Here is a 25328-nt window from a genome sequence, read left to right on the forward strand (position 1 = left end):
CTCTAGTTCGTTACCAAACTAGACGCCCTTCTAATCATTATCTCAAAAGTTGTAAAACTCCTTGAGGCATCTGATTTGATTGAGCCAACATTGCTTGTGCTGCTTGAGAAAGAATAGAATTCTTAGTTTGGTTCATCATTTCTTTCGCCATATCGACGTCTCTTACACGAGATTCAGCAGCTGTTAAGTTTTCAGAAGATGTACCAAGATTGTTAATTGTATGTTCTAAACGATTTTGTGCTGCACCAAGAGTTGAACGTTGCTTAGATACTTGTTTAATCGCTGCATCAAGGGATGATGTTAATGCATCTGCTTTTGCTTGTGTATCAACGATTGTATTTGCAGCACCATTTACTAAAGTTCCAATTTCACTACCAGCACTTCCTAGTGTAGTGGAATCCATTTTTGAGAATGAAACTGCTAGTTTTTCGTCGTTAGTTCCATTTGACCCAATAGCAAAACTAGCTGATGAGTTGGCACCAGTTGTTATTGTTAAAGAATTTACGTCAGCAGCTACTTGAGCAGCGGTACCAGCAGAAGCACCAGCAATTTCAATTGAAATACCTAATTCACTAAAATTAAGTGTTGATTTACCATCTGCACCAATAGTAGGCTCAGCTGTAATTGTTTGTGCTACAGAGTCAGAACCACGAGTTAATGTTACCTTACCACCAGTTGCATCAGATAATGTATAAGTGTCTCCACCAAGTGCACCTGAAACATCAATTTTAGAAATTGCAGAAGTAGAAGTCGCTAATGCTTTACCTACTACTGCTGTTCCACCATTTTGAGTAGCAGATAAGTCTCCATTTAATAGTTTTTTACCGTTAAATGTTGTAGTTTTAGAGATGCGGTCAACTTCGCTTTTTAATTGTAATAATTCCTCACCGATTGCCTCACGGTCATCTGTGTTATTTGTATCTGTCGATGCTTGAACAGATAATTCACGCATACGTTGAAGTATATCATGAGTTTCGTTTAATGCACCTTCAGCAGTTTGAATCATCGAGATTCCATCTTGAGCGTTACGTGAAGCCTGATCTAATCCACGGATTTGACCACGCATTTTTTCAGAGATTGCAAGACCAGCAGCATCATCCCCAGCCTTATTAATACGAAGACCAGAAGATAATTTTTCCATTGATTTAGCTTGTGCATTTGAAGCACTGTTCAACTGACGGTGAGTGTTTAATGCAGCAATATTGTGGTTAATACGCATAATAAAATTCCTCCTAGAATTAATTTACTTTAATATTTGGGAAATTCCCTTAAAACTCATATATAATAAACCCTATGGGCTATTACCAAAAATAAATTACTTAAAATCTCAAATAATTTGTTCCTTTGGCTTAACATTAAACAATTCTTCCCGATATATACTAATTTCCCTTGGTGCATCGATAGCAAAACGGAATAATCCAGATTCAGTTTGGAGAATAGTAATTTTTATGTTTTCACCAATTTGAGTTGAAGACTCAATTATTTTAGTTCCTTTTTTAAGATACTTTCTATTAGTACTCTCTTTCACTTTAGAAATCTGAATACTCTCTGGTGCATCAATGACTAGGCGCAGTTTTGAACCAATTTGTAAGACAGTAACCTTGATAACATCATCTATGATCACTGATTGCCCGATTTCTCTGCCTACAATGAGCACGTTACCATCCTCCATCGATTCATTAACTTGTACAATTCTTATTATCGGAAGACTTTTCGAATTGTTTAGTAGTTTTTGAAAGTTTTTTGATATTAACAAGCTTTTCTTCGTTATGTTTTTTAGATTTTTATAATTTTGTAATATCAAAGAATAATCTTGTTGTTGTTGTTATTATTATTATCGGTCCTTCCTAAATTTTGTTTAGTAATTTTTATTAAATTTTTTGAAATTTCTTTTGTTGAATCAAAATAAAAGAACTGCTTTATCCAAGATTAATTAACTCTTAGATAAAGCAGTTCTATAAAAATAGATAATTTACATTCCTAGTTGTTGTGACAGCCAAGATCCCTGTGAATTCAGCTGCTGTATTGCCTTTTCCATAGCGTCCAAATTGCTTCCACAATCGTTGTTCATAAGAGTTAACCTTATCTTGTTCTCTATCAATATTTTCATCTAAGGATTTCAATTGTTTTGCAATGGAACTTTTAGTGTCAACTAGTGAATTTGGTGAGCCAGCTAATGATCCAAGATCAGAGATTGTAGAATTTATTCTGTCATAGATTCTCCAACCAAATCCACTATTATCATGCATATTAGTATCTGTTACTGTTGTTGAAGAACTTGTTGCCCCTGTACCCTTTGTTGAGAAAAGTTTTTTAACATCTTCTAAATTTGTCTGAAGAACTCCCTTTAGTTTCTCTTCATTCAAAACTAACTTTCCGTTCTCCCTATAATTTGTTGAAAAATCTATCCCAATGTCTTTTAACGATTTAAAGGCTGTTGACAAAGCAGGATTTTGAACAGACGTTACAAGACTATTTCGCATTTCTGTCAAAAATGATCGAATCGTTGAATCACTTGTTAGCAACCCACTCTTCGCTTTTTCATCCCATAACTTAATATCATTATCTTTCATATCTTTTTTCTGATCATCCAGCAATGGTGGGTAATCACGATAGCGTTTTTCTGTTAATCTACCATTTAAGTCAGCAATAAGTTCATTGTACTTATCAACAAATGTCTTTACTGTATCGAATATTCCTTGCGTATCACTGCTTACTCGAACTGAAATAGTACTATTTGCAGGGATTTTTTCCTTTAAATTAAACGAGACTCCCTGATATGTAAACTTATTTGAAGAAACCGCTATTTGTGTTCCATTTATAGTAACTGTGCCTGACTTTTCATCTGTTCCAGTGATATTTGTTGTATTGTCTATCTTTAAGGGGCTATTTGTATCTGTAATTGCAATATCAATTTTTTGTGCCGATCCAGTTGTCAAAGTAGTAAAAACTAATGAACCACCCACATTTTCAGCTTTGACATTTGTTTGACTACTTTTTTCATTTATTTTTGCTACAGCTTGATCAAATGTAAGATTGGGGTCAAGTGTAATGTCAATATTGTTTAAAGTAAACGAAAGCCCCGCAGCCCCAACACTTGAAGATTCACTCGCAAAACTAACAGTAGCTGGTTTTGCTGCCTCAGCAGGTGTTGCTTCAGAAATCACAAAATCTGTTAAGGTACTAGTACCCGCAGAAGCTACTTCTATTCTAGGATCACTAGAAGTTACAGTCTGCTTATTAAAAGTCGACTGCAAACGTAGTCCTTCCATCGCCTTACGAAATTCGTCCAATTTTTTGTTAACATCTCGGTAGGCATCCTGTTTCCAAGTGGTCGTAATTTTATTTTGCTGTAATTTGTTTAAACGAGCACTCTGAACTTTTACCAGATTTGCTACAATCTCATCCGTATTCATCCCAGATGCCAGCCCGGTGACTCTCAATGTATTATTACTATTAATCATTCTTTTCACTCCTTTTCCGTTCATATCTATGTAGTTTAGTATAAAAAATTAATTTGTTTTGTATTATCGGTCAAAAACCAATAATGTTAAGTGATTTTTCCTATATTTATAGAAAATACACCTTTACTACAAAAAAAGAGACGCAAAACACGTCTCTTTTCTATCAAACTACTTTAAAATCCCATTCGCAATTCCAATCATTTGATCCGCATAGGAAACCGCTCGTGCATTCATTTGAAACCCTCTCTGCGTGGTCATTAGATCTGTCATTTCTTTCGTTAAATCAACATTTGAACCTTCTAGAAAACCAGAAGCGATCTGCACCTCTCCTGGCTGAAGCATCCGTACATAATTAGATGCATTTGCCCCAGCAGGTAACACAGTAGAATCGATAGAAAATTCATTCCCACCCATATTTTTTAATACATGAGGATTTTGAATATCGACAATCCCCACTTGTTGGCCAGAAATAAACGGTGTACCACTGCCATCCTTGCTTCTTAAGTTCATTTTACCATTTGCATCAATACTAACCTCATATTGGCCATCCAACTCAACCGGCTTCCCATTTTGATCGAGTAAGTAACCACCGTTCGCATTCACTAAATGATAGCTTCCTTGTTTAGTAGGATTTGGGCTCAAATGAAAATTCCCATCGCGTGTATAACGTACCTCGTCAGCTCCTCCGGCAGTAGAAGAAGGATACCCTACTTGGAAAAAACCCTTTCCTTGAATCATTAAATCAAAAGGATTTCCAGTTGAAATACCTTGCCCTTGCTCCATGACTAGCTGAGTAAGACCTGTTCGGGTTCCGTAGCCAACGCGCAATCCATCCGGCGTCAGGCGCCCAACTTCTTGATCCGTTCGACCTTGATTATTCAGTTGAGAAGCCAAAATCTCAGAGAAACTTTGATCTTTTCGTTTAAATCCTGGTGTGTTCACATTAGCAATATTGTTTGCAGAAGTATCAATCTTCTGTTGGTACGCTTGTAAAGCCCCAGAAGAAATATATAATGACGTATTCAAGTGACTTTCCCCTATTCTGGATATTATCCGTTAATCTTTCCTACCGAATAAAGCTGTTCAAGTGATTGATTATACACACTGACAACCTTTTGATTTGCCTCATAGGCCCTCACTGTCATCATCATATCGGCCATTGTTTGACCGGGATCTACATTTGATTGTTCAACATATCCCTGGTGAAGGGTAACGCCGGGATTCGTCCCACCTGCATCTTGGATAAATGGAAGTGGATTTTCAGATTTATAAACATTTCCACCTTGGCGAGTAAGATCATAAGGATTTTGTACAACAACCATCCCAATTTGGCCCACCTGTCTAGCATTTGCAACATCATTAGGATTAGCAATTACCTGACCATTTGCATCTATGTACAAATCATCTTTACTGACACCACCAGTGACTTGAATAGGCTTATGATCCGCACCCAGTATCTTATATCCATCAGATGTAACCAGATTCCCATTCGAATCTAAGTCCCATTTTCCATTCCGGGTATATCCAACCGATCCATCTGGAAGCTCGACAGCGAAAAAGGCTGTGGGCTTCACTGTTCGGCCATTAACAACTTGCAAAGGAATGTTCTGATCATCTATAGCAATATCTAATGGTTGATCTGTTTGAACAAGTGCCCCTTGGAGGAAGCTCGGGATCCGTTCCTGTGCATAAACACCGTTTGCTAGCTCTCCGACTGGTACCCCCTGACCTGGAATCGTTAATCCATTAGCGCCAGGAATCGTTTCATTATAGTCTCTAATACGTTCCACTAATAGTTTAGGAAATGCACGCATAACCGTATCATCCTTTTTAAACCCAGGTGTTTGTGCATTGGCGAGATTATTAGATAGTGTTTCTTGTCTACGTTCTAAGGAAAACATCCCTGACGCTGCAGAATATAAACCTCTTAGCATAAAAAATACCTCTCTTCTTAAGTACGTGCCTGTTCAGCCAATTGGAGAATAAAAGCGACTTCACCATTACCTTTACTCAATTGCTTTGCAATCTCTTCCACTGAGAGACCTTTAGCTTGCAAATCAAAAACTTCCTTATATCGATCATTCAAAAATAAATGCTGACCATTGTTTGCTTTTGCATTAGTGTCAGATTCAATTTTCACCGCATTCAATGCTTGAACCATTTCTGCCTTCCATTGTTCAGTCTCTCTTTGATTCATCATATCGTGGTGCTCTATAGTTGTTTTTATATCAGTTAATTGACGCATCAATTTTTCTTGATTGGATACCATCTTTAAGGATAGTTCCAGCTGATAGTCCATTTTTTTTCGGAAAGAACTCTTGATGACTAAATACAGCACAGCGATAAAATTGACTACTAAAGTTGCTACATTTAGATATTCTTGCACGTGTTCTTCCCCTTTCTATTGATCAAGTATATAAATTAATTAATAAGCCTTTAATTTCACCAATCCTGTCCAAAATAGACAGACCTTCGTCCTGCTCTTTTAGAACATGGTCGGTTAACTCCATTAATTTACGATCAAGCACCTGGATGGTTTTTAAGGTTTTATTTCCTCCGTATGGATCCCAGGTATCTGTTTGATATATTCCAACACCATTCTTTGTTACTTCTCCCATAAACCTTTTAACCAGCTCTTTATACTTCCTCAGTTCAGAAAAAGTAGGCTTTTCACTTAAGCGTTGCCCCTGCTGGTCGATATCTTGCAAAATTTGTTGGAGATGTTCTTTCGAGATTTCTTTTGAATAAGTATTGAATATTTTTTGAAAGGATGCAGTATTAGCTGATGTACGGTCGTTTGTTGAGAGACGGGAATCCCCTATACTAATCCTTACCTGGTCCTGTATTTTCAAGTGAATTCACCCCCATCGTATCTCTTCCAATCATTCTTGTGAAAAAGTATCAAAATAAATCAAAATTATGTTGTAATTATACCCCAACTTTTTATAAATTTCATTAAAAGTTGTATATTTTTAAGTATGATAGTTTTAATATAATATCTCTTTTAAATTTGTCTGTTTATTTCCGCTCCAGGCGCTTCGCTTTCCGTGGGTGTTTCGGCGAGCCTCCTCGACGCAAGCGTCTGCGGGGTCTCTCCTGAACCATACTCCCACAGGAGTCTTCGCGCCTTCCGCTCCAATCAACTGGGTATTAAACCAACAATCTTTCTAACACAGTCAATAAAAAACACATCCGCTTAATTGAGAAAGTGTCGTTCTTTTGATTATTTAATTATTTTAGTCTTTGAATTTGTTTATTTACGTCGGTAATAGCAAGGACGACTTCTTCAACGCCCTTTGATTGTGTAACAATGGTGGAATTTAGCTCTTCGGTTTGTTGTTGAACTTTTCCAACTTCTACCGAGATTTCCTGGCCATACTTTGCTTGCTCGTTGGTGGCCATCCTCATTTGTTGAACCATTTCCTTGATACTGTTAATATTACGAACAATTTCTTCAGCCGTAAGCGCCTGTTCTTTCGTTGCGTTCGAAACAGTCGCTGATTGGCTAGTCACATTTTTTACAGCAGCGACAATGGCATGACTTCCTTTTGCTTGTTCAGCTGTAGCTATAGATATTTGGGTGTATCTGCTCCTTGGTATTGGTAATTCCTTTTACAATCGTTCCAGCTGTGATGGATTGCTCTTTCGTAGATTGAGTCATCCCTTTTGCTTGTTTTGTTACACTTTCCATGGCTTTTGTAATAAACTCACTATTTTGGGATTGGTCTTCTGTAGCTTTTGCAATTTGATTCATTTCGAGCGATACTCGTGATATACCTTCAGAAATCTTTCTAATCGCTTGTTTCGTATTATCTGCCAATTGATTTCCTACCTTTACCTTATACGCTCCATCTTTGATAGAGGCTACTGCAACCGTCGTTTCAGTTTGAATCCCGTTAATTAAGGCAGCAATTTCCTTCGTTGCTTTTGCTGATCTTTCCGCAAGCTTACGTACCTCATCAGCAACAACTGCAAATCCTTTTCCATGTTCACCTGCGCGTGCTGCTTCAATTGCTGCGTTCAGAGCTAGTAGATTCGTTTGATCGGCAATATCATCAATCACTGCGATAATACAGCCAATTTCCTCTGAGCTCTTCCCTAAGTTTTCCATCACTACACTAGCTTGTTCTATTACATTAGAAATTTCATTCATGCCGTTTAGTGTCTTCTCCAGTGAAATTGTTCCTTCATAGGCATCTTCTTTTAACGTTTTGCTTAGCTCATTAACTGTTTGGGCACTTGCAGCTACCTGTTGAATTGAAAGAATCATCTCTTCTACTGTGTTTGCTGTTTGTTTTGCTGTATCCGTTAAGTTAACGGCATGTTCACTCACCCCATTAATTGAATGGCTCATTTCTTCGATGGAACCTGAAATTTGTTCCACATTCGTTCCTGCATTACCCACACTGCTGGCTATCTGATCAATGGACGTCATCATTTCTTGAATAGCAGAAGATGTTTCCTCCGCAGAGATTGCAAACTGATTGGCACTAGACGCCACTAAATAAATAGAAGTACTCATTTGTTCAATTGCTGCAGAAATTTCGTCAACCCCTGAAGCTGTTACATTCGTATTCCCTGCTACTTGTTGAATGGAGGCAACTAATTCATTTATTGCATCATTGGCTTTATTCATGGAATCATCTAGTATATGAGCACTTTTCACAGTCTGGTCAATTGATGTCCTAATCCCAGTAATAGAATGACTGGTGGCTTCAGCATTCTTCATAACCCCATCTACAGACCTACGTATAAGCTTTATCAAGAGAAATGCAATAACAATGCAAAAAATAATAGCAATAATTCCTAAAGTAATAATTTGAATTAAAAACGCTTTCGAATCCTTGTCGGCCTGAGAAATGACTTTTTTATTTTCATTATTGGTATTATCGGATAATAGATTCAGTTTTTCTATCGCTCGATCGGCAAGAGGTTCAAGTGTATCTAATTGCTCTTCTATACCTTTGTTATTTAATATATTCGAAGATGCAATTATACTACGAAACTGTTTCATATATTCTTCAAATGATAGATTAAAATGTTTAAGGGTTCTTTGATTTACAATAACAGTAGTGTACTTTTCCATATTCTTAGAAAGTATTTTAATTTGGTATTCCTCAGAGGATATTTTTTTTTCAATTGATGGCAGTTTATCTGGATTTCTTTCTAATGCATATCTTGTCACCAGCCATCTTACCTTAGTTACATGTTCAACCAATTCCCCTTCTAATTGTGTCTCCATTATTTTTTGTTTTCCTAGCTCATTTATATTGTTTGATAACTTTTTCGTACTTAAGAACCCAGTTAAGGACACTATAGATAAAATAAGTAACACCAGAAAAAAACTTCCTATAATTTTTGTTCTTGTAGACCATTTCATTAAAAATATGTTTTTAAATTTTCCATTTTTACTCATACAATCCCTCACTGTCTTAAAGGTAAAAACTATTATCTATAGCTATATTTACCATGATTCCCGCCGATTTTGTTTCATTTTGATAGATTTTTACATAATCTTTACAGTTTGTATAAAATGTTAAGTTTATATAAATTTTTTAATCAAATAAAAACAAAAACGCCTTCATAGTTGAAGGCGTTTTCTGGAGAGAAAATATATTATTTTAGTCTTTGTATCTGTTTATTTACGTCGGTAATAGCAAGGACGACTTCTTCAACGCCCTTTGATTGTGTATCAATGGTGGAATTTAGCTCTTCGGTTTGTTGTTGAACTTTTCCAACTTCTACCGAGATTTCCTGACCATACTTTGCTTGCTCATTGGTGGCCACCATCATTTGTTGAACCATTTCCTTGATATTGTTAATATTACGAACAATTTCTTCAGCCGTAAGCGCCTGTTCTTTTGTTGCATTGGTAACAGAAGCCGATTGGTGAGTCACATGTTCTACTGCGGAAACAATCGCATGACTTCCTTCAGCTTGCTCTGCTGTTGCAATTGAAATTTGTTGTACCTGTTCTTTGGTGCTAATAATTCCTTTAACAATGGTTTCCGCTGTAACCGATTGCTCTTTAGTAGATTGAGTCATTTCTACTGCCTGACTTGTTACGCTTTCAACCGCTTTCGTGATAAACTCGCTATTTTTGGATTGTTCTTCCGTTGCTTTGGCAATTTGATTCATTTCATGCGTTACTTGAGAAATTCCGTCAGAAATCTTCCTTATCGCTTGGTTCGTTTTATCTGCTAATTGATTTCCTACTTTTACCTTATGCGCTCCATCTTTGATAGAGGCAACAGCAACAGTTGTTTCCGCTTGGATCCCGTTGATTAAGTCTGCAATTTCCTTCGTTGCTTTTGCTGATCTTTCAGCAAGCTTACGTACCTCATCAGCAACAACTGCAAATCCTTTTCCATGTTCACCTGCGCGTGCTGCTTCAATTGCCGCATTGAGTGCTAATAGGTTGGTTTGATCGGCAATATCATCAATCACTGCGATAATGCTGCCAATTTCTTCTGAGCTCTTCCCTAAGTTTTCCATTACCACACTTGTTTGGTCAATCACTTTCGAGATTTCTTTCATACCATTTAATGTTTCATTCAGTGAGATCGTACCTTCAAGAGCATCCTCTTTAACCGTATTACTTAGCTCATTAACCGTTTTTGCACTTGCAGCTACCTGTTGAATTGAAACAACCATTTCTTCTACGGTTTCTGCTGTTTGTTTTGCTGTATCCGTTAAGCTGACAGCATGTTCACTTACACCTCTAATTGAATGGCTCATTTCCTCGATGGAAACGGAAATTTCCTCCACATTTGTGCCCGCATTTCCTACACTCATGGCTACTTGTTCAATAGAGGCCATCATTTCTTGAATCGCCGAGGAGGTTTCCTCAGCCGAGGCTGCAAATTGGTCCGCACTTGAAGCTACTAAATTAATCGAAGCACTCATTTGCTCTATTGCAGCAGAAATTTCGTCTACGCCAGATGCAGTTACGTTCGTATTCCCTGCCACTTGCTGAATAGATGCCACTAATTCACTGATTGCATCTGTAGCTTTATTCATGGAAGCATCTAATTCATGAGCACTGACCGCTGTTTTATCAATAGACTGCTTGATTTCATTTGCCGAATTAGTAGTTATTTCTGCATTTTTCAATACACCGCTTACTGTACGTCGAATAAGCCCATTGATTAAAAAGGCAACTAAAATACTTAAAACCATTGCTAACACAGAAACAACCAGGATTTGAATTAGAGAGTTAGTTGAACGTGCCTGAGCATCCTTGATAATGGTATCTGTATTTTTTTGCGCATTTTGAGCCATTCTTTCAAGTGAACTAATGGTGTTGTCACCATTATGTTGTAGAACTCCTAATCTTGCATGCGTGGTGTAGTAATTTTCATCCTCTTTTATTGCAAAAATCGTAGGAATGGTATTTTCATATGAACCGAAGTTAATTTTAAATTGATTTACTAATTTTTTATCTTTATTCGAATGTGCTGCGACTTGTTCCAAATCCTTCACATCATTCTTCACCTTTTTGATGTCAGCATTTACAATATTTTCAATTTTCTTTTTTTCGTCTTCACTTTTCTCATATGAATATTTCGTTAAATTTAACCGGATATCTGTAATACTGTCTTTTAACTTGGAGATTATTTGGGCCTCTTTTAGTTGGGTATTCCCTAGATAAGAAACATCGTCACTTAGAACATTTATTTTATAATATGAAACGATCGATACGGATCCCAAGAATAACAACATGACAATAAAGCTGCCCCATAGTTTAACACCCATAGAGATGTTATTTGCTAGCTTTAAATACTTGTAGGATGTACTTAAAATATTTTTTTGTGGTTTATTCTGCATGACTAACCTCTCCTTTAGACTTCTGCTTCCTCTTTATTATTGATAAAGTTTTGGACCATTTCTTTTAAATCATCAAGATTCGTAGTATTTTCCAATAACTTTTCAATATCTAGAAGAATAACAAAACGATGATCAAACTTAGAAATCCCCATTAGATAAGAAACATTGTTCGTTTCAAGTATATTGGTCTGCTCGACCGAATCCGGAGGAAGGTCAAGTACATCTGTTGCAGCATCCACAATCAATCCAATTTCTTTATCGTACACCTTCACAATAATCATTCTCGTCGCATCTGTTTGGGTTAGTGATTGCCCCGTGAGTGCTGCCCGCATGTCGACAATAGGAGTGACCATACTTCTGATATATGCAACTCCTAATACATGTGGAGCCCGATTAGGATAAGGTGTAATTTCAACTGTCTGCATTCTTTCTATGGATACAACCTGATTAATATGTACACCATATTCTTCTTGTCCTATCTTAAAAATAAGCACTTTCGCATCCTGAAACTTAGCTTGTTCTCTCATACGATGCCCCCCTTTACTTGTTATAAAATGTAGATCACTCTATGTCCGTTTCATTCGTCTCATTTTTTATTAATTCTTCTAATTTTAAAAGAATAATTAAACGTCCATCATACTTTGCTATTCCTTCAAAATAATTTGTATTAAATCCACTGGATGTTGCAGGCTCAATGCTATCAGAAGAAATATTCATAACATTACTGGTTCTATCAACAATGAAACCTAATTCTATCTCTTCATATTTTGCGATAATGACACGTGAGCTTTCAGAGTAAACCGTTTGTCCAATGTCTAACTTGTTTTGAAGATCTATAACGGGGATGACGTTTCCCCGTAGATTGATTACACCTTTTATATAAGTTGGAACATTTGGTACTCTTGTAATGTGAGTAAGCCGCTCAATAGATTGAACGTAATCAATGTTCAATCCAAATTCTTCATCCTTTAATGTAAAAGCGATAACTTTGATATCTTCCATCACTTAGGTTCACCCTTTCTTTAAAAAAACTGATTAGAGTCAATGATAAGGGCTACTTGTCCATCTCCAAGGATTGTCGCACCTGATATTACATGTAAGTTAGTTAAATATTCGCCTAATGTTTTTAAAACAATCTCTTGTTGTCCAACGACTGAATCAATGACAATGCCTCTACTTTGGTTACCCTTTCGAACGATCACGATAAATTGTTGATGTTGATCCTTTGATTCACCATTTGGTGGTACTTGCAAGATTTCATTTAGATATATTAGTGGGACAACCTGTTCTCTAAATTGAATAACTTTTTGGCCATGAAGTGTTGTCACTTGATTTTCTTCTGTAGTTGTTATTTCCACGATGGAGTTAAATGGAATAGCATACGTTTCATCCTGCACTTTTACCAACATCGCATAAATGATAGATAACGTTAGCGGTAATTGGATATGGAAAATTGAGCCCTTTCCAGGAGTAGAATCAATCGTAATTAAACCGCCTAAAGATTCTATTTTCGTTTTTACAACATCCAGACCTACCCCGCGTCCAGAAATGTCCGAAATTTTATCTGCTGTACTAAAACCTGATGAGAATAGCAATGAATACACTTGCTGATCTGTTAGAGTTTTAGCTTCCATTTCTGATACTACACCGCGTTCAATTGCCTTATTTAATACTTTTTCACGGTTGATACCTTTTCCATCATCAGAGACCTCAATAAACACGTGGTTGCCGCTTTGATAGGCTTTTAATGAATATCGTTCCTTCTTCGACCTTATTTGCTGCAACTCTTTCTTCAGCTGTTTCCAATCCATGATCTAATGCATTCCTTAATAGATGGACTAGAGGGTCACCAATTTCATCAATTACCGTTCTATCTAATTCCGTTTCAGATCCTTCAATAACTAATTGAACCTTCTTATTTAATTCCTTTGCAAGGTCTCGGATCATTCGAGGGAAACGGTTGAATACCTGCTCTACTTGCACCATACGCATATTCAATATGAGTCCTTGTAAGTCAGTAGAGATTCGCGTCATATGTTCAACTGTCTCGGTAAGTTCGGAAAGTTGAGATTTCTTGGCGATTTGGTCAAGTCTTCCGCGATCAATGATCAATTCACTAAATAAATTCATCAAGTGGTCTAATTTATCAATATCAACCCTAATGGATTTAGCACGTGGTTTCTTCTTTCCAGCGCTCGAATCTTCTTTATTTTCTGTACGAGTCACTTTCTCAACTTTATTCTCTTCGGTTAATGCTGAAGTGGTTGTCGTATCAGAAGATTCTAAACTCGTTCCCTCATCCACAATGACTTCTCTAACCTCAGCCACATTTGTTAATTGTGCATGTATTTCTTGAGGACTGCGCTCCGACAACATTAGTAAGGTAAAAGAATCATCAAATTTCTCTTCTTCAATTTGTTCGACAGGTGGGATCGTTTGAATTAACTCACCTAGTTCTTCAGCTGCTTGGAAAACAAGATAAGCCCTTATTGATTTCATAACACAATTTTGATCGAGTGAGACTTTAATCTGATATAAGCCCATTCCTGATTTCTTTGCTTCGTTAATTACAGTGGCTTGAAATTCATCCAAAACGAATTCTGCAGTGGCAGCAACCTCACGGGTAGCATGGATGAGATCAGCGTGATCAGGGTTTTGAATTATTTTTAATTTTGCCACAACTTCTGTTACATTTTCCTTTCCTTCTCCGCCAGCCTCAATACTATCTACCATTTTTTCTATTAAATCGACACATGTAAAAATGACATCCATGATTTCTGAAGTAATTGTTAATTTAGAATTACGAAGAAGATCAAGGACATTTTCCATTTCATGTGTTAATGAAGCAAGATCTTCAAATCCCATTGATCCGGCCATCCCTTTAAGAGTGTGGGCTGAACGGAATATTTCATTTACTATACCAGTATTTGATGAATCTGATTCAAGCTTTAAAAGTTCGTCATTGATTGACTGCAAATGTTCTTTTGATTCTTCAATAAACATTTCTAAATAATTATTTAAATCCATTTCAACTTCCCCTCGCTAAATAGCATACAAAAGTAGGACTAAAGCTTTCATTGTTACACCTAAAAAAATACAGTTATATACCTCATATTAGCATAAATTTTGACTAATTTAACAAAATATTTTTGATAGATTTTCAGTTTTTGATAATATTGATAGAAACATATCTACTTTTATCAAAATAAATGAATGGTAAACGAAGACGCCTTCGCATACATCGCGAAAGCGTCCTTTCTTTGGATGATTTATTTTAACTTCTGAATTTGTGAATTTACATCTGTAATGGCCTGCACTACCTCTTCTACTTCTTTTGTTTGTGTTTCAATACTGGTATTCAATTCTTCTGTTTGTTTTTGTACATTCCCAACCTCTAAAGCAATCTCTTTTCCATATCTAGCTTGGTCATTTGTTGCAATCAGCATTTGTTGTACCATATCTTTGATACTGTTAATATTACGAACAATTTCTTCAGCCGTTAATGCTTGTTCTTTTGTTGCATTAGTCACTGAACTTGATTGGTTGGTTACATTTTCAACTGCTGCTACTATTGCATGGCTACCCTTTGCCTGTTCTGCAGTTGCAATTGAAATTTGTTGAATTTGATCCTTTGTATTTACAATCCCTTTGACAATTTCTTCTGCCGTAATGGTTTGTTCTTTAGCTGATTCTGTCATTTCAACTGCCTGAGTAGTTACACTTTCTACTGCTTTTGTAATAAATTCACTATTCTTAGTTTGTTCTTCTGTTGCTTTAGCAATTTGATTCATTTCATCTGTTACTTGAGCAATACCTTCCACAATTTTCATGATAGCCTGATTCGTTTGTTCAGCTAGTTCATTTCCTATTTTAACTTTTTCTGCTCCATCCTTAATAGAAGATATAGCCACAGTTGTTTCACTTTGAATTCCTTTAATTAATTTAGCAATTTCCTTTGTTGCTTGTGCTGATCTTTCAGCAAGCTTACGTACTTCATCAGCTACAACTGCAAAACCTTTACCATGTTCACCAGCGCGTGCGGCCTCAATAGCTGCATTAAGTGCCAGTAAATTTGTTTGATCAGCAATATCATCAATAACTGCAACGATACTTCCAATCTCCTTCGAACTCTTTCCTAAAGTTTCCATAACCGAACTAGTTTGATCGATCACATTAGAAATTTCTTTCATTCCATTTAGCGTTTCATTTAGAGAAATCGTTCCTTTATATGCATCATCTTTTACTTCTTTACTTAACTGATTAACTGTGTGTGCACTTTCAGCTACCTTCTTTATAGAAACAACCATTTCCTCAACTGTTCCAGATGTTTTTTCTGCTGTATCTGTTAAACTAATCGCGTATTCACTAACGCCTTTAATAGATTCATTCATATATTCGATTGATTCTGAAAATTTCTCAACTGTTTCATTTACTGTACTAGTACTAACTGCCACCTGTTCAATCGAAGCCATCATTTCCTGGATTGCTGAAGAAGTTTCCTCGGCAGACGCAGACAGATGATCAGCACTTCCTTTTACTATATTAATAGAAGCGCTCATTTGCTCAACAGCAGCAGAAATTTCATCAACACCTGATGCCGTTACATTGGTATTCCCAGCCACCTGTTGAATAGAAGCAACTAGTTCCCCAACGGAATCGTTGGCCTTATTCATGGATACTTCTAACTCTTGTGCACTTTGTGCAGTCTTTTCAATCGATTTTTTAATTTCAGAAGCAGAATTGGTTGTAATGTCTGCATTTGTAACGACACCATAAACAGATCGTCTGATTAGATTATTGATAAGGAATGCCACTAGGATACTAAAGAACATGCCAATAATCGACGCAATAATAATTTCCATAATTGCACTAGAAGAATCTTTAGCTGCGTTCTCAATGATTCCATCATTGGTCTTTTTCACACTCTTAGACAGCTGGTCGAGTGAAACCATTGTCTTTCCACCTAGCGCTGATAAAAGTCCCATTTTCCCATGAACATCTTCATATTTGTTACTCTTAGATACTTCATAGAAATCAGGAGTGTAGGCTACATATTTCTCAAAGCTTTTACTAAACTCGTCTAGAAACTTCTTATTTTCAGGAGAAGGATCTATTTTTTGAAGATCTTTTATGTTTTTTCTTACTTTTGCTGCTTCAGTTTCAATATACTTTTCTAGATTTGCTTTTGTTGCTGCATCTTGTTCATAGGCATGCTGGGATGCATACAATCTAACATTGGTTACTTCCTCTTTTAAATTTCCGATGATTTCTAGTTCCGGCACTTGAGTACTGCCCATACCGCTGACATCGTTACTTAACATGTTTATTTTATTGTAAGAAGCAAACGAAATAGAGCCTAAAAATAAAAAAACAATGATAAAGCTACCCCAAAGTTTCACACCCATTGATAAATTTTTTATTTTCCCCACCATTACTTACATCTCCTTTATGTACTACTAAAAAAATCAAAATAATGCATACCACTCACTATCAAATTTTCGAGCTAAATTCGAGAATACTTTGATAGTTTATTGAAAAAGCGAGAGGACTGGGGACCGATAATATTGGTTCCATACACATCTCGCTTTCACTTTTATAAGTAATGTCTTATATAGCCTCCAGCCTTGTCGGTTCTATTAAGACTGTTTTCTACTTCCTGTTCATTCTTACTTTCAAATTGGTTAATTTGTGTCGAACAGCTCTTGCAAATTTTACCTGATCGTATCATACTACCACACGTTCCACATGGATATGTTAAGTTAGGAAAGCTCCCCATTACAATTCGGCCAGCCAATATATACTCCCGAATTTGAGCAACCGTGACTTTGGTTTCATCACTTACTTCTTGTATTGTGCTGCCAGGATATTCACGCAAATATGCTGCTGTTTTCAAAAAATCCTCTTCAGCTTTTTGATAACATTCTTCACAAATATTTCTAATTCGAAGATATAGCTTTCTGCATTTTGGACAATTCCCTAATTGTGGTGTTGACAAAAGCCCACTCCCTTTACGCCTTATTCGTGTATTCATATCGTAAAACTTTGAATCATACGAAAGGGGATAATTAGCTACCCAATACTTTTTTAATAGATTCCATGACACGATCAGGTTGGAACGGTTTTACCACAAAATCTTTCGCACCCGCTTGAATTGCCTCTAATACCATAGGCTGCTGCCCCATCGCAGAACACATAATAATTTTAGCCTGAGGATGAAACCCTCTGATTTCTTTCACGGCGCTAATCCCGTCTTTCTCAGGCATAGTAATATCCATTGTCACAATATCTGGATTAAGTTCACGGTATTTATCTACAGCGTCTGCCCCATTTACTGCTTCACCAACTACCTCAAGTCCATTCTTAGTCAAAATATCTTTCAACATCATACGCATAAATGCTGCATCATCAACGATTAATACTTTAGCCATAATTTTTTCTCCTCCTACATTCTTTGATTAATTGGTCATTTTAGTAATACGGTCAATCTGGCTGATAATATCTGTAATACGAACGCCGAAGCTTTCTTCTATTACGACCACTTCACCTTTAGCAATCAGTTTATGATTGGCAAGAATATCTACTGGTTCTCCGGCCAATTTATCTAGTTGAATAACGGCACCAGGACCTAATTCCAATATTTTTCGAATTTGCATTTTGGTGCGTCCTAACTCTACCGTTATTTCAAGTGGAATATCAAATAACATATCAATATTCCCTGAATAAGAATTGCTTGAAGTTGTTTCGTTAAAAGTAGTGTATTCTATCTTCTGAACATTAGCATTAACATGTGAATGCTGTGTGCTGCTTTCTGAAAATGACTGTTCTTGATAATAAGAAGTAGGTGCTGCCTGGGTCTTTACAGGCTGACTAGCTACTGGTTTTACTTCTTTTTCTATATTCAAACTTGGTTCAGCTGGCGCACTTGGTGACATGATTTTTTGGATCATATCTTTTCCGAATGATAGTGGGATAAATTGGATCATATTTGAATCTATTAAACTTCCCACTTTTAAATTAAAAGATATCTCTAAAATAATATCATCCTCAAGGTCTTCTAATTTCTTAGGCGGAAAACCAAGTACATCAATGGTAGGCGGTGATATATCCACTTTCTGACTAAAAATAGTGGACATAGATGTGGCAGCGGATCCCATCATTTGGTTCATTGCTTCTTGAACGGCACTTAGGTGTAATTCTGAAAGTTCCGGTTCAAGGGACGTTCCATCTCCGCCCATCATCAAATTAGCTATGATCTTAGCATCTCGCTCTTTGATCATTAACAAATTCTTACCGCGAATTCCCTCCGTATAATCCACATGAACAGCCACATGTTTTTCACTTATTAACTCTTCCATCTTCTCCTGTTCAATCACAGACAGTGTAGGCGTAGTAATCTCAACTCTTTGGTTAAGAAGTGAAGATAAAGCTGTGGTAGAGCTCCCTAATGCAATATTCCCAATCTCCCCTAAAGCATCCTGCTCCAAGGAGCTCAAAAAGTCATCTATCGATAACCTAGGTGTTTCATTCATTTGATTAAACAGTGCGTTGATCTCATCTTGAGATAATAACCCCTCGTTCATTTTATATGTCATCTCCTTCAGAGTGGATTGTTTCTTCTATTTGAACAGCGTAGCGTCCCTTTTGAAGACCTGGATTTCCTACGAATCTCGTCACTTGATCTACTTTGACTTGAATTTTTCCAGTTTCTATACCAATCACATCTCCGACCTGCAGGTTATAAAGTTCGGAAATCGGTAAAGTAGCCCTTCCTAACTCCGCAATTACATGTACACCAATAGTGTCCAGGTTTTGCTTAATTTTATCCTGCTGAGGTGCGCTTGTTTTCGACATGGAAGAAAGCCATTGATGTGTTGATAATTTAGGCAAAACTGGTTCCACAATCAAATGTGGTATACACAGAGTCATTCTTCCCGTAATTTCTCCAATCGTTATGTGGAGAGCAATAACAATCACTGTGTCATTTGGGGAAGAGATTTGTATAAATTGCGGATTTGATTCAATTGCTTCCGATCTCACTTTTATATTTTCGATATTTTTCCATGCATTTTGATAAATATCTGATGCTCTTAAGAAAATCTTTTGTAACAATACTGTTTCTATATCTGTTAATGACCCGTTACCCGAGGATGATATCCCCTGTCCCCCTAGCAACCGTTCTAATATTGCATAGGCAACTTGAGGGTTCATTTCCATAACCATTTTCCCATCCATTGGTTGAACCTCAAAAACGTTCAAAATTGTACGCGAGGGGATCGACGCGATAAATTCTTGGTAGTTTACTTGATCTACCAAATCAATCTGTATTTGAACATAGGTTCTAAGTTGAGCAGAAAGATAAGAAGTTAATAATCTAGTAAAATTCTCATGAATTCTCGTAATACTTCTCAACTGTTCCTTGGAATAACGCATAGCGCGTTTAAAGTCATAAAGTTTTACCTTTTCCTCTTTAACCGTTACATCAGACGCTTGTATTTCACCATTATTTAAGGCGGATAACAGGGCATCAATCTCTTGTTGCGATAATACATCTGCCAAAGGGCATCCCCCTAACTCTTCCCTGAGTTATTCAATCAATTTATAATGTTACTATCGTTTTAAATTTACTACTTCTTCTAAAATAGAATCGGAAGTAGTAATTGTTCTAGCATTTGCTTGGAATCCACGTTGTGCAACGATCATTTCAGTAAATTCCTCAGTTAAATCAACATTTGACATTTCTAACACACCTGCATTAATCGTTCCACCCTTATTATCTTCAATTCGGCTAGGTACTGCAGGACCTGAATTTCCGCTAACTTGGAAGAAGGTATTACCTACTTTTGTTAACCCCCCAGGATTCGAAACAACTGCTGTTGCTAATGAAATATTATTTGTTTGATCGTTAGTATTATTTAGATAATATTCCTGCGTATTCGTATCATAGGCTAGTTTTCCACTCTCTCCATCCTCACGAACAACATAAATATAACCATTCGAGTCAATTGAATATGATGTGAAAGGCATGCCGGCTTTTTCGTCTGACTTAATATTGATCTTAACAGTATCTCCAGCATCATTTACACCCATTACATAAAACCCATTTGATGTAACTAAATCCCCGCTGGCATCACGTGTAAAGTTACCAGCCCTAGTTAAAAAGTTTGCACCATTGTTAGCTTCAGGACTTACGATAAAAAAAGCATCCCCATCAATCGTTAAATCTGTTCCAACATTAGTTGTCATAGGGCTACCTGGTGTAAAAACCGTATCAATAGAACCAATTTTTACCCCTAGACCAATTTGCTTCGGATTAACCCCACCACGCTCTCCTGAAGGCGCTGTTGCTCCAGCCATATTTTGACTGATAATATCTTGAAACATTACACGGCCTTTTTTAAATCCAACTGTATTAACATTGGCAACGTTATTTCCAATTACATCAAGTTTAGTTTGAAACCCTTTCATACCTGAAACACCAGAGTAAAGCGATTTTAACATGGTTTGTTCCCCCTATTTATCAATCATAAATTATTTATTATTTTGTTTCGGAAGTGACTTCCTTTATTTCATTAACCAATGACATTGGGACTTTTTCATCTCCAACTAAGTAAAAGTAATTCCCATCCTGATTAGATATACCTTGAACTACACCCGTTATTGGCTCTACATTGCCTTCAGGAATCCAGGAAATTTCTTTTCCAATCACTGCAGCATATTGACTCATTTGATTTCCAGCAAATTTGTCAAAAGCCTTATTAAGATTAGTCATTTGCTCAAGTGAACTAAAGGTTGCCATCTGAGCAATAAAGTCTTTATCTTGAAGTGGACTTGAAGGGTCCTGATGTGCTAGTTGAGTTGTCAGGATTTTCAAAAAGTCATCTTTTCCTAGCACACTTTTTTGTTCGAAAGGCTTTACGTTATTGTAAATGGAATTATTTTTTGTCACATTTGTAACATCTACCCAGTTACTCATTCTGGAAACTCCTTCCTAAGCTGTGAAGTCTATTTGCGATGATGTTTTCAGGGTAGTTCCACCATAATTGATAGGTACGATTTCCCCTTCTCTGTCTTTTTGCTCATTTGTTTCATTTTGCACTTTTTCATTAATTGTTGCTGCAGTATATGTTCGCTGCTCTCGTGACGAATGTGAACCGTCCTGGGAAAAAGCCATTCCCCCCTGGAAAGAATCGGACGTGTTGGATGTCTGTTGCGCTACATCTAACTTTTGGACATTCAATCCCGATTGCTGCAATGCCTGTTTCAAATGGTGAAGCTGTCCTTCCAAGGCATCCTTTGCCATTGGTGTATCAGTCAATATTTGCGCTGAAATCTGCCCCTGCTGTGAAGTTACCTTTATTTCGATATGACCTAAATGCTCAGGATACAGTGAAAATTTAGCTTCTGTGCTGCCAGACTTTCCGTTCGTTATTTTCATAAAGCGGTTAATCCATTCACTTACCTCAGGAGCAAAATTAGTTACTTCAGTGTGTTGCTGCAAATTCGATTCTTTCACTTCGTTCCCCGACATTTGTTGAGTGTTTGTCAATGAAGTGAGTTGCCCATTTACTTTCGAAATTTCATCTAAAGGTGAAGATAAAGGATCCTTAGTCAAGCGATTATGTAATTGAAATGATTTTCCTACATTAGGTAAAACGGAATGAATGACTTGATTTTTATCAAGGCTTAATCCCTGAGAAATATTAGAAAGTTCATTTTGCTTAGTATCACTTGTTGTTTGGTCATGATTATTGAGTACTAGTATTGGTACAGATTTTTGTGCGGCTTTTATTTCATTCGAAATTATTTGAATTTTCTCATCAATATGAGCCGGAATTTCCGATGGATTCTTTTCACCTTCATATTTTCGAACTTCTTCAATTACCTGAGTTACTTTATGTAACAATTGACCCGAATCCTTTGGTGAAAATTTCTTCATCGTTTCCACCAAGTCTTGGACTTGAGCTAGCACCTTAGCAATCTCTGGGCTAGAGCTAGATAATGGATTACTGTTGTTTTCGCCTACAGATGTGTGTGTCCCACCTTCTGATGGATTATTTCCTATCGAAAAACTTGTTGATTCTTGAGTTGAAAATTCGTTTACAAGATTAGTCAAAATAGACTCTATTTCATCTAAATTTTTATTGATTAATTCCATTGAATCTGGCAGGATATCGTCTTCATTGGTTTTAACAAGGTCAGTTTTGTTGGTTAAATGAATTTGTTGCCTACTAAATTGAGGTTCATCTAAATTAAAACTAGGTTTCTTAGTTTCTAAAGCATTAATTACCTTTAAACTTGATTGATTGTCATCTTGGTTCAAAGAATTATTAAGACCTGCATTAGGTCTTAACATCGGTAAATTATACATTACATTATCAACATTTAAATTCAAGTCAACAGGATCCCGATCCCCATAATTATGCTCTTCTAGATCAGACTCAGATTGAACTGAATCCGTATTCATAGGCTCTGAATTTGCTTCGCCTGTCACTTGTTTAATCTTTAAAAATTGTGTAGGGATATCTCCCATTTGAATAGCACCATTGTGCAACGATAATTTATTAACTTGGTCACCGATCATAGGAGTTTGACCTAGAAGATTAAACATTGCTAATACTTGGTCGAAGGGATTTACTGTCGCTTCTGAATTGGAAGCTAAATTGGGTTTTCCCCCGTTCACTTGATTTGTTTGATTTATTTTGATGTTAATTTGAGTAATACCCAAACAGTTACCTCCTATCATTTTTGCTCTGCATACTTTCAATTAATCTACATTATACCTCATGGACCTGCTTTCGTCATGAAAATTTTCGATTTACTTTTGTATTTTTATTCTTTTTTCAGACTAATATTTTGATAGATTTTGTTGCAAACTAAATAAAAAAACAAGTAGCATCTAAATCGACACTACTTTTTTCCAAAAAATACTATATAGAAGAAATTATCATGTTGTACATTTGTGACAGAACAAATTGACCATCCGCATACCCTGCTTCCATTACTGCTCTGGGCATGCCGTAAACCGTGCAGGATTCTTCAGATTCAACGAACACTTTACCATGATATTTTTTCACCAACCCGGAGCCTTTTGCACCATCTACTCCCATACCGGTTAAAATTATTGCTAGTAACCGATCACAAACAATTGGTGCTGCCGAACTCAGGGTGATATCTATGGATGGTTTATATAATTCAAGTACGTCTTGACAATCTTCCACTTTAAATATTAATTTACCTGCAGCCTTTTCAAAACGGGTTTGATATCCCGAAGGACAAATATAGATAGTTCCCGGTTTGACTTCTTTGCCGTCCTGGGCTTCTTTTACATCCATTTGACACAAAGAATCAAATCTTTCTGCTAAATGCTTGGTAAAACCTGGCGGCATATGTTGTGCAACGACAATTGGAATGGGAAATTCCTTAGGAAAACCTGGTAGAATCGCTTGTAATGCTTTCGGTCCACCTGTTGAACAGCCAATAAATATTAGCTCAGTATTTTTTCTAGTTTCATTTCTATTATGATTCTCAGAGAGACTGTATTCATGGTGAATAGTAGGAAGTTTTGCTTCGACTATTCCAGCTAAACGCTGTAAAAATTCTTTACTTTGATCCTCTCCATTAATATTCCTAATTAAATTTTCTTTCAAAAAGAAATCAACTGCTCCAAGAGAAAGGGCTTGAAGTGTTTCCCTCGCACCTTCTCCAGTCCTGGAACTAATCATAACTACTGGAACTGGATTTTTTTTCATTATTTGCTCGAGTGCATCGAGTCCGTTCAATTCGGGCATTTCTATATCCATTGTGACAAGATCTGGTTTGAGCCGTTGAACTTTTTCTACTGCTTCCACACCATTTCTTGCAATTCCAACGACTTGAAATCGAGGGTCAGTTTCCAACATTAAACTAATGGCTCTCCGCATAAAGGCAGAATCATCTACTACCAATACACCGTACTGTTTCATTTTGATCAGATTCCTTTCGATAATAAAAACTCTTATCTGAGCGCACTTTCTGTAATCCCATGTTCGTATCAGTTACCGATTCAGCATGACCAAGAAATAAATATCCCCCAATGGCTAAATTTCTGTGTAAACTACGAATCACCTGTTGTGTTTTATCTCGATCAAAATAGATCAAAACATTTCTGCAGAAAATGATGTCCACTTCTCCAATTTCTCCTGCTTTTACTTCATTAAGAAGGTTTAAGTATTGAAACTTCACCATTTTTTGGGTTGCTGGTTTAATTTGGTATCCACCATTTTCTTCTATAAAATATTTCTTCAATAAATTCTCTGGGATTCGCCGAAAAGCGAAAGAACTATTATGATACCATCCCTTTTCCGCTTTCTGAAGAACTTTTTTGTTAATATCGGTGGCAATAATTTCTACAGATCCTGGGAAAAAAAGTCCAGTTTCTTGTATTAACATTGCTAAGGTATAAGGCTCTTCACCACTAGAACAAGCAGCGCTCCATATCCTCAGAGGTCTATCTCTTGTTTTACTTTTCAGCAGCGGCAGAACTAATGAACAACACTCATTTAATTGCTCTTCTTCTCGATAAAAATAAGTTTCATTAATTGTTAATAACTCTATGAGAACATCCCATTCTATTGGTGATTTTCTCAAATAATCGCAGTATCCTTCAAAATTTAGTCCAAGTTCTACGACACGTTTAGAAATCTTATCTTGAAGGATCTGTTGTCGATCCTGGAAACCCAATCCACAATAGTCATAAACCATTTGGCTTAATCTTGATAATCCATTCTCTTGCATGTGCATCACCTTTTTCCTCACTACGCTTTTTAATAAATGGCTCTGTTAAAGTTTTCTGTTGATTTCCGCTCCAGGCACGAGCGGTTCGTGGGTGTTTCGGCGAGCCTCCTCGACGCAAGCGCCTGCGGGGTCTCCCCTGAACCATAATCCCACAGGAGTCTTCGTGCCTTCCGCTCCAAAGTGTATAAATCAACACTGTTCTTTAACACAGCCTAATAAATAAAGGAAGTAGCAATATTTTCTATATTTAACGCACTTTTATAA

The 25328-nt window shown here is 36.7% G+C and carries 21 protein-coding genes and 4 pseudogenes; all 25 read right to left on the reverse strand.

Annotated elements, in window-relative coordinates:
- Positions 1 to 37: 37 nt before the first annotated feature.
- A complete protein-coding gene (locus QE429_RS15830) occupies positions 38 to 1219 on the reverse strand; it encodes a flagellin N-terminal helical domain-containing protein (RefSeq protein WP_307288277.1) in 1182 nt (393 codons plus the stop codon).
- Positions 1220 to 1327: 108 nt separating this feature from the next.
- Positions 1328 to 1657, reverse strand: a complete 330-nt coding sequence (locus QE429_RS15835; RefSeq protein WP_307288278.1) for a carbon storage regulator — start codon at positions 1655 to 1657, stop codon at positions 1328 to 1330.
- Positions 1658 to 1955: 298 nt separating this feature from the next.
- A complete protein-coding gene (gene fliD / locus QE429_RS15840) occupies positions 1956 to 3464 on the reverse strand; it encodes a flagellar filament capping protein FliD (protein ID WP_307288279.1) in 1509 nt (502 codons plus the stop codon).
- A gap of 168 nt (positions 3465 to 3632) precedes the next feature.
- The gene (locus QE429_RS15845; RefSeq protein ID WP_307288281.1) at positions 3633 to 4490 is read right to left on the reverse strand and encodes a flagellar hook-basal body protein; all 858 of its coding nucleotides are present in this window, start codon (positions 4488 to 4490) and stop codon (positions 3633 to 3635) included.
- A gap of 23 nt (positions 4491 to 4513) precedes the next feature.
- Complete coding sequence (locus tag QE429_RS15850) at positions 4514 to 5398, reverse strand: flagellar hook-basal body protein (protein WP_307288283.1); 885 nt, start codon at positions 5396 to 5398, stop codon at positions 4514 to 4516.
- A 17-nt stretch (positions 5399 to 5415) separates the two neighbouring features.
- The gene (locus tag QE429_RS15855) at positions 5416 to 5850 is read right to left on the reverse strand and encodes a DUF6115 domain-containing protein (protein WP_307288284.1); all 435 of its coding nucleotides are present in this window, start codon (positions 5848 to 5850) and stop codon (positions 5416 to 5418) included.
- A 22-nt stretch (positions 5851 to 5872) separates the two neighbouring features.
- Positions 5873 to 6316 (reverse strand): YaaR family protein, encoded by a 444-nt coding sequence (locus QE429_RS15860; RefSeq protein ID WP_307288286.1) that lies wholly within the window; start codon positions 6314 to 6316, stop codon positions 5873 to 5875.
- A gap of 379 nt (positions 6317 to 6695) precedes the next feature.
- The gene (locus tag QE429_RS15865; protein WP_307288289.1) at positions 6696 to 6977 is read right to left on the reverse strand and encodes a methyl-accepting chemotaxis domain-containing protein; all 282 of its coding nucleotides are present in this window, start codon (positions 6975 to 6977) and stop codon (positions 6696 to 6698) included.
- Between the two features lie 43 nt (positions 6978 to 7020).
- Entirely contained in the window at positions 7021 to 8880 is a 1860-nt protein-coding gene (locus QE429_RS15870; protein WP_307288290.1) for a methyl-accepting chemotaxis protein, read from the reverse strand.
- Positions 8881 to 9080: 200 nt separating this feature from the next.
- The gene (locus QE429_RS15875; RefSeq protein WP_373463265.1) at positions 9081 to 10643 is read right to left on the reverse strand and encodes a methyl-accepting chemotaxis protein; all 1563 of its coding nucleotides are present in this window, start codon (positions 10641 to 10643) and stop codon (positions 9081 to 9083) included.
- Between the two features lie 60 nt (positions 10644 to 10703).
- Positions 10704 to 11291: pseudogene (locus QE429_RS24480) on the reverse strand (MCP four helix bundle domain-containing protein); the annotation flags it as partial.
- Between the two features lie 14 nt (positions 11292 to 11305).
- The gene (locus tag QE429_RS15880; RefSeq protein ID WP_307288294.1) at positions 11306 to 11818 is read right to left on the reverse strand and encodes a chemotaxis protein CheW; all 513 of its coding nucleotides are present in this window, start codon (positions 11816 to 11818) and stop codon (positions 11306 to 11308) included.
- Positions 11819 to 11852: 34 nt separating this feature from the next.
- Positions 11853 to 12293: a chemotaxis protein CheW gene (locus QE429_RS15885; protein WP_307290849.1), complete on the reverse strand. Its 441-nt coding sequence runs from the start codon at positions 12291 to 12293 to the stop codon at positions 11853 to 11855.
- Between the two features lie 20 nt (positions 12294 to 12313).
- Positions 12314 to 14318 (reverse strand): annotated as a pseudogene (locus tag QE429_RS15890) (chemotaxis protein CheW).
- Positions 14319 to 14560: 242 nt separating this feature from the next.
- A pseudogene (locus QE429_RS24550) lies at positions 14561 to 15424 on the reverse strand (methyl-accepting chemotaxis protein); the annotation flags it as partial.
- An 873-nt stretch (positions 15425 to 16297) separates the two neighbouring features.
- Positions 16298 to 16723 (reverse strand): annotated as a pseudogene (locus QE429_RS24485) (MCP four helix bundle domain-containing protein); the annotation flags it as partial.
- Positions 16724 to 16884: 161 nt separating this feature from the next.
- A complete protein-coding gene (locus QE429_RS15900; protein ID WP_307288299.1) occupies positions 16885 to 17184 on the reverse strand; it encodes a hypothetical protein in 300 nt (99 codons plus the stop codon).
- 172 nt (positions 17185 to 17356) lie between these two features.
- Positions 17357 to 17719 carry a response regulator gene (locus tag QE429_RS15905; RefSeq protein ID WP_373463206.1) on the reverse strand — a complete coding sequence of 121 codons (363 nt, stop codon included), beginning with the start codon at positions 17717 to 17719 and terminating at the stop codon, positions 17357 to 17359.
- Positions 17720 to 17746: 27 nt separating this feature from the next.
- Entirely contained in the window at positions 17747 to 18871 is a 1125-nt protein-coding gene (fliY, locus tag QE429_RS15910; RefSeq protein ID WP_307288301.1) for a flagellar motor switch phosphatase FliY, read from the reverse strand.
- Position 18872: 1 nt separating this feature from the next.
- Positions 18873 to 19847 carry a flagellar motor switch protein FliM gene (fliM, locus tag QE429_RS15915; protein ID WP_307288303.1) on the reverse strand — a complete coding sequence of 325 codons (975 nt, stop codon included), beginning with the start codon at positions 19845 to 19847 and terminating at the stop codon, positions 18873 to 18875.
- A 51-nt stretch (positions 19848 to 19898) separates the two neighbouring features.
- On the reverse strand, positions 19899 to 20789 hold the full coding sequence (locus QE429_RS15920; protein WP_307288305.1) for a flagellar hook-basal body complex protein: 891 nt from the start codon (positions 20787 to 20789) through the stop codon (positions 19899 to 19901).
- Positions 20790 to 20826: 37 nt separating this feature from the next.
- On the reverse strand, positions 20827 to 21264 hold the full coding sequence (gene flgD / locus QE429_RS15925) for a flagellar hook assembly protein FlgD (RefSeq protein WP_307288306.1): 438 nt from the start codon (positions 21262 to 21264) through the stop codon (positions 20827 to 20829).
- Positions 21265 to 21279: 15 nt separating this feature from the next.
- On the reverse strand, positions 21280 to 23016 hold the full coding sequence (locus tag QE429_RS15930) for a flagellar hook-length control protein FliK (RefSeq protein ID WP_307288307.1): 1737 nt from the start codon (positions 23014 to 23016) through the stop codon (positions 21280 to 21282).
- Between the two features lie 202 nt (positions 23017 to 23218).
- Positions 23219 to 24253: a protein-glutamate methylesterase/protein-glutamine glutaminase gene (locus tag QE429_RS15935; protein WP_307288309.1), complete on the reverse strand. Its 1035-nt coding sequence runs from the start codon at positions 24251 to 24253 to the stop codon at positions 23219 to 23221.
- Positions 24222 to 25064, reverse strand: a complete 843-nt coding sequence (locus QE429_RS15940) for a CheR family methyltransferase (RefSeq protein ID WP_307288310.1) — start codon at positions 25062 to 25064, stop codon at positions 24222 to 24224. The genes QE429_RS15935 and QE429_RS15940 overlap by 32 nt, the downstream gene beginning before the upstream one ends.
- Positions 25065 to 25328: the final 264 nt, after the last annotated feature.

Source organism: Bacillus sp. SORGH_AS_0510 (assembly GCF_030818775.1).
In the GTDB taxonomy this organism is placed as follows: domain Bacteria; phylum Bacillota; class Bacilli; order Bacillales; family Cytobacillaceae; genus Neobacillus.

Bases quoted from the DNA above. Each gene is read 5' to 3' on its own strand.
- fliD (WP_307288279.1), bottom strand. From the start codon at position 3,464: ATGATTAATAGTAATAATACATTGAGAGTCACCGGGCTGGCATCTGGG.
- flgD (WP_307288306.1), bottom strand. From the start codon at position 21,264: ATGAGTAACTGGGTAGATGTTACAAATGTGACAAAAAATAATTCCATT.
- QE429_RS15920 (WP_307288305.1), bottom strand. From the start codon at position 20,789: ATGTTAAAATCGCTTTACTCTGGTGTTTCAGGTATGAAAGGGTTTCAA.
- QE429_RS15940 (WP_307288310.1), bottom strand. From the start codon at position 25,064: ATGCAAGAGAATGGATTATCAAGATTAAGCCAAATGGTTTATGACTAT.
- QE429_RS15905 (WP_373463206.1), bottom strand. From the start codon at position 17,719: ATGGCTAAAGTATTAATCGTTGATGATGCAGCATTTATGCGTATGATG.
- QE429_RS15870 (WP_307288290.1), bottom strand. From the start codon at position 8,880: ATGAGTAAAAATGGAAAATTTAAAAACATATTTTTAATGAAATGGTCT.
- QE429_RS15875 (WP_373463265.1), bottom strand. From the start codon at position 10,643: ATGGTTTTAAGTATTTTAGTTGCCTTTTTAATCAATGGGCTTATTCGA.
- QE429_RS15935 (WP_307288309.1), bottom strand. From the start codon at position 24,253: ATGAAACAGTACGGTGTATTGGTAGTAGATGATTCTGCCTTTATGCGG.
- fliY (WP_307288301.1), bottom strand. From the start codon at position 18,871: ATGAACGAGGGGTTATTATCTCAAGATGAGATCAACGCACTGTTTAAT.
- QE429_RS15850 (WP_307288283.1), bottom strand. From the start codon at position 5,398: ATGCTAAGAGGTTTATATTCTGCAGCGTCAGGGATGTTTTCCTTAGAA.
- QE429_RS15885 (WP_307290849.1), bottom strand. From the start codon at position 12,293: ATGGAAGATATCAAAGTTATCGCTTTTACATTAAAGGATGAAGAATTT.
- QE429_RS15830 (WP_307288277.1), bottom strand. From the start codon at position 1,219: ATGCGTATTAACCACAATATTGCTGCATTAAACACTCACCGTCAGTTG.
- QE429_RS15880 (WP_307288294.1), bottom strand. From the start codon at position 11,818: ATGAGAGAACAAGCTAAGTTTCAGGATGCGAAAGTGCTTATTTTTAAG.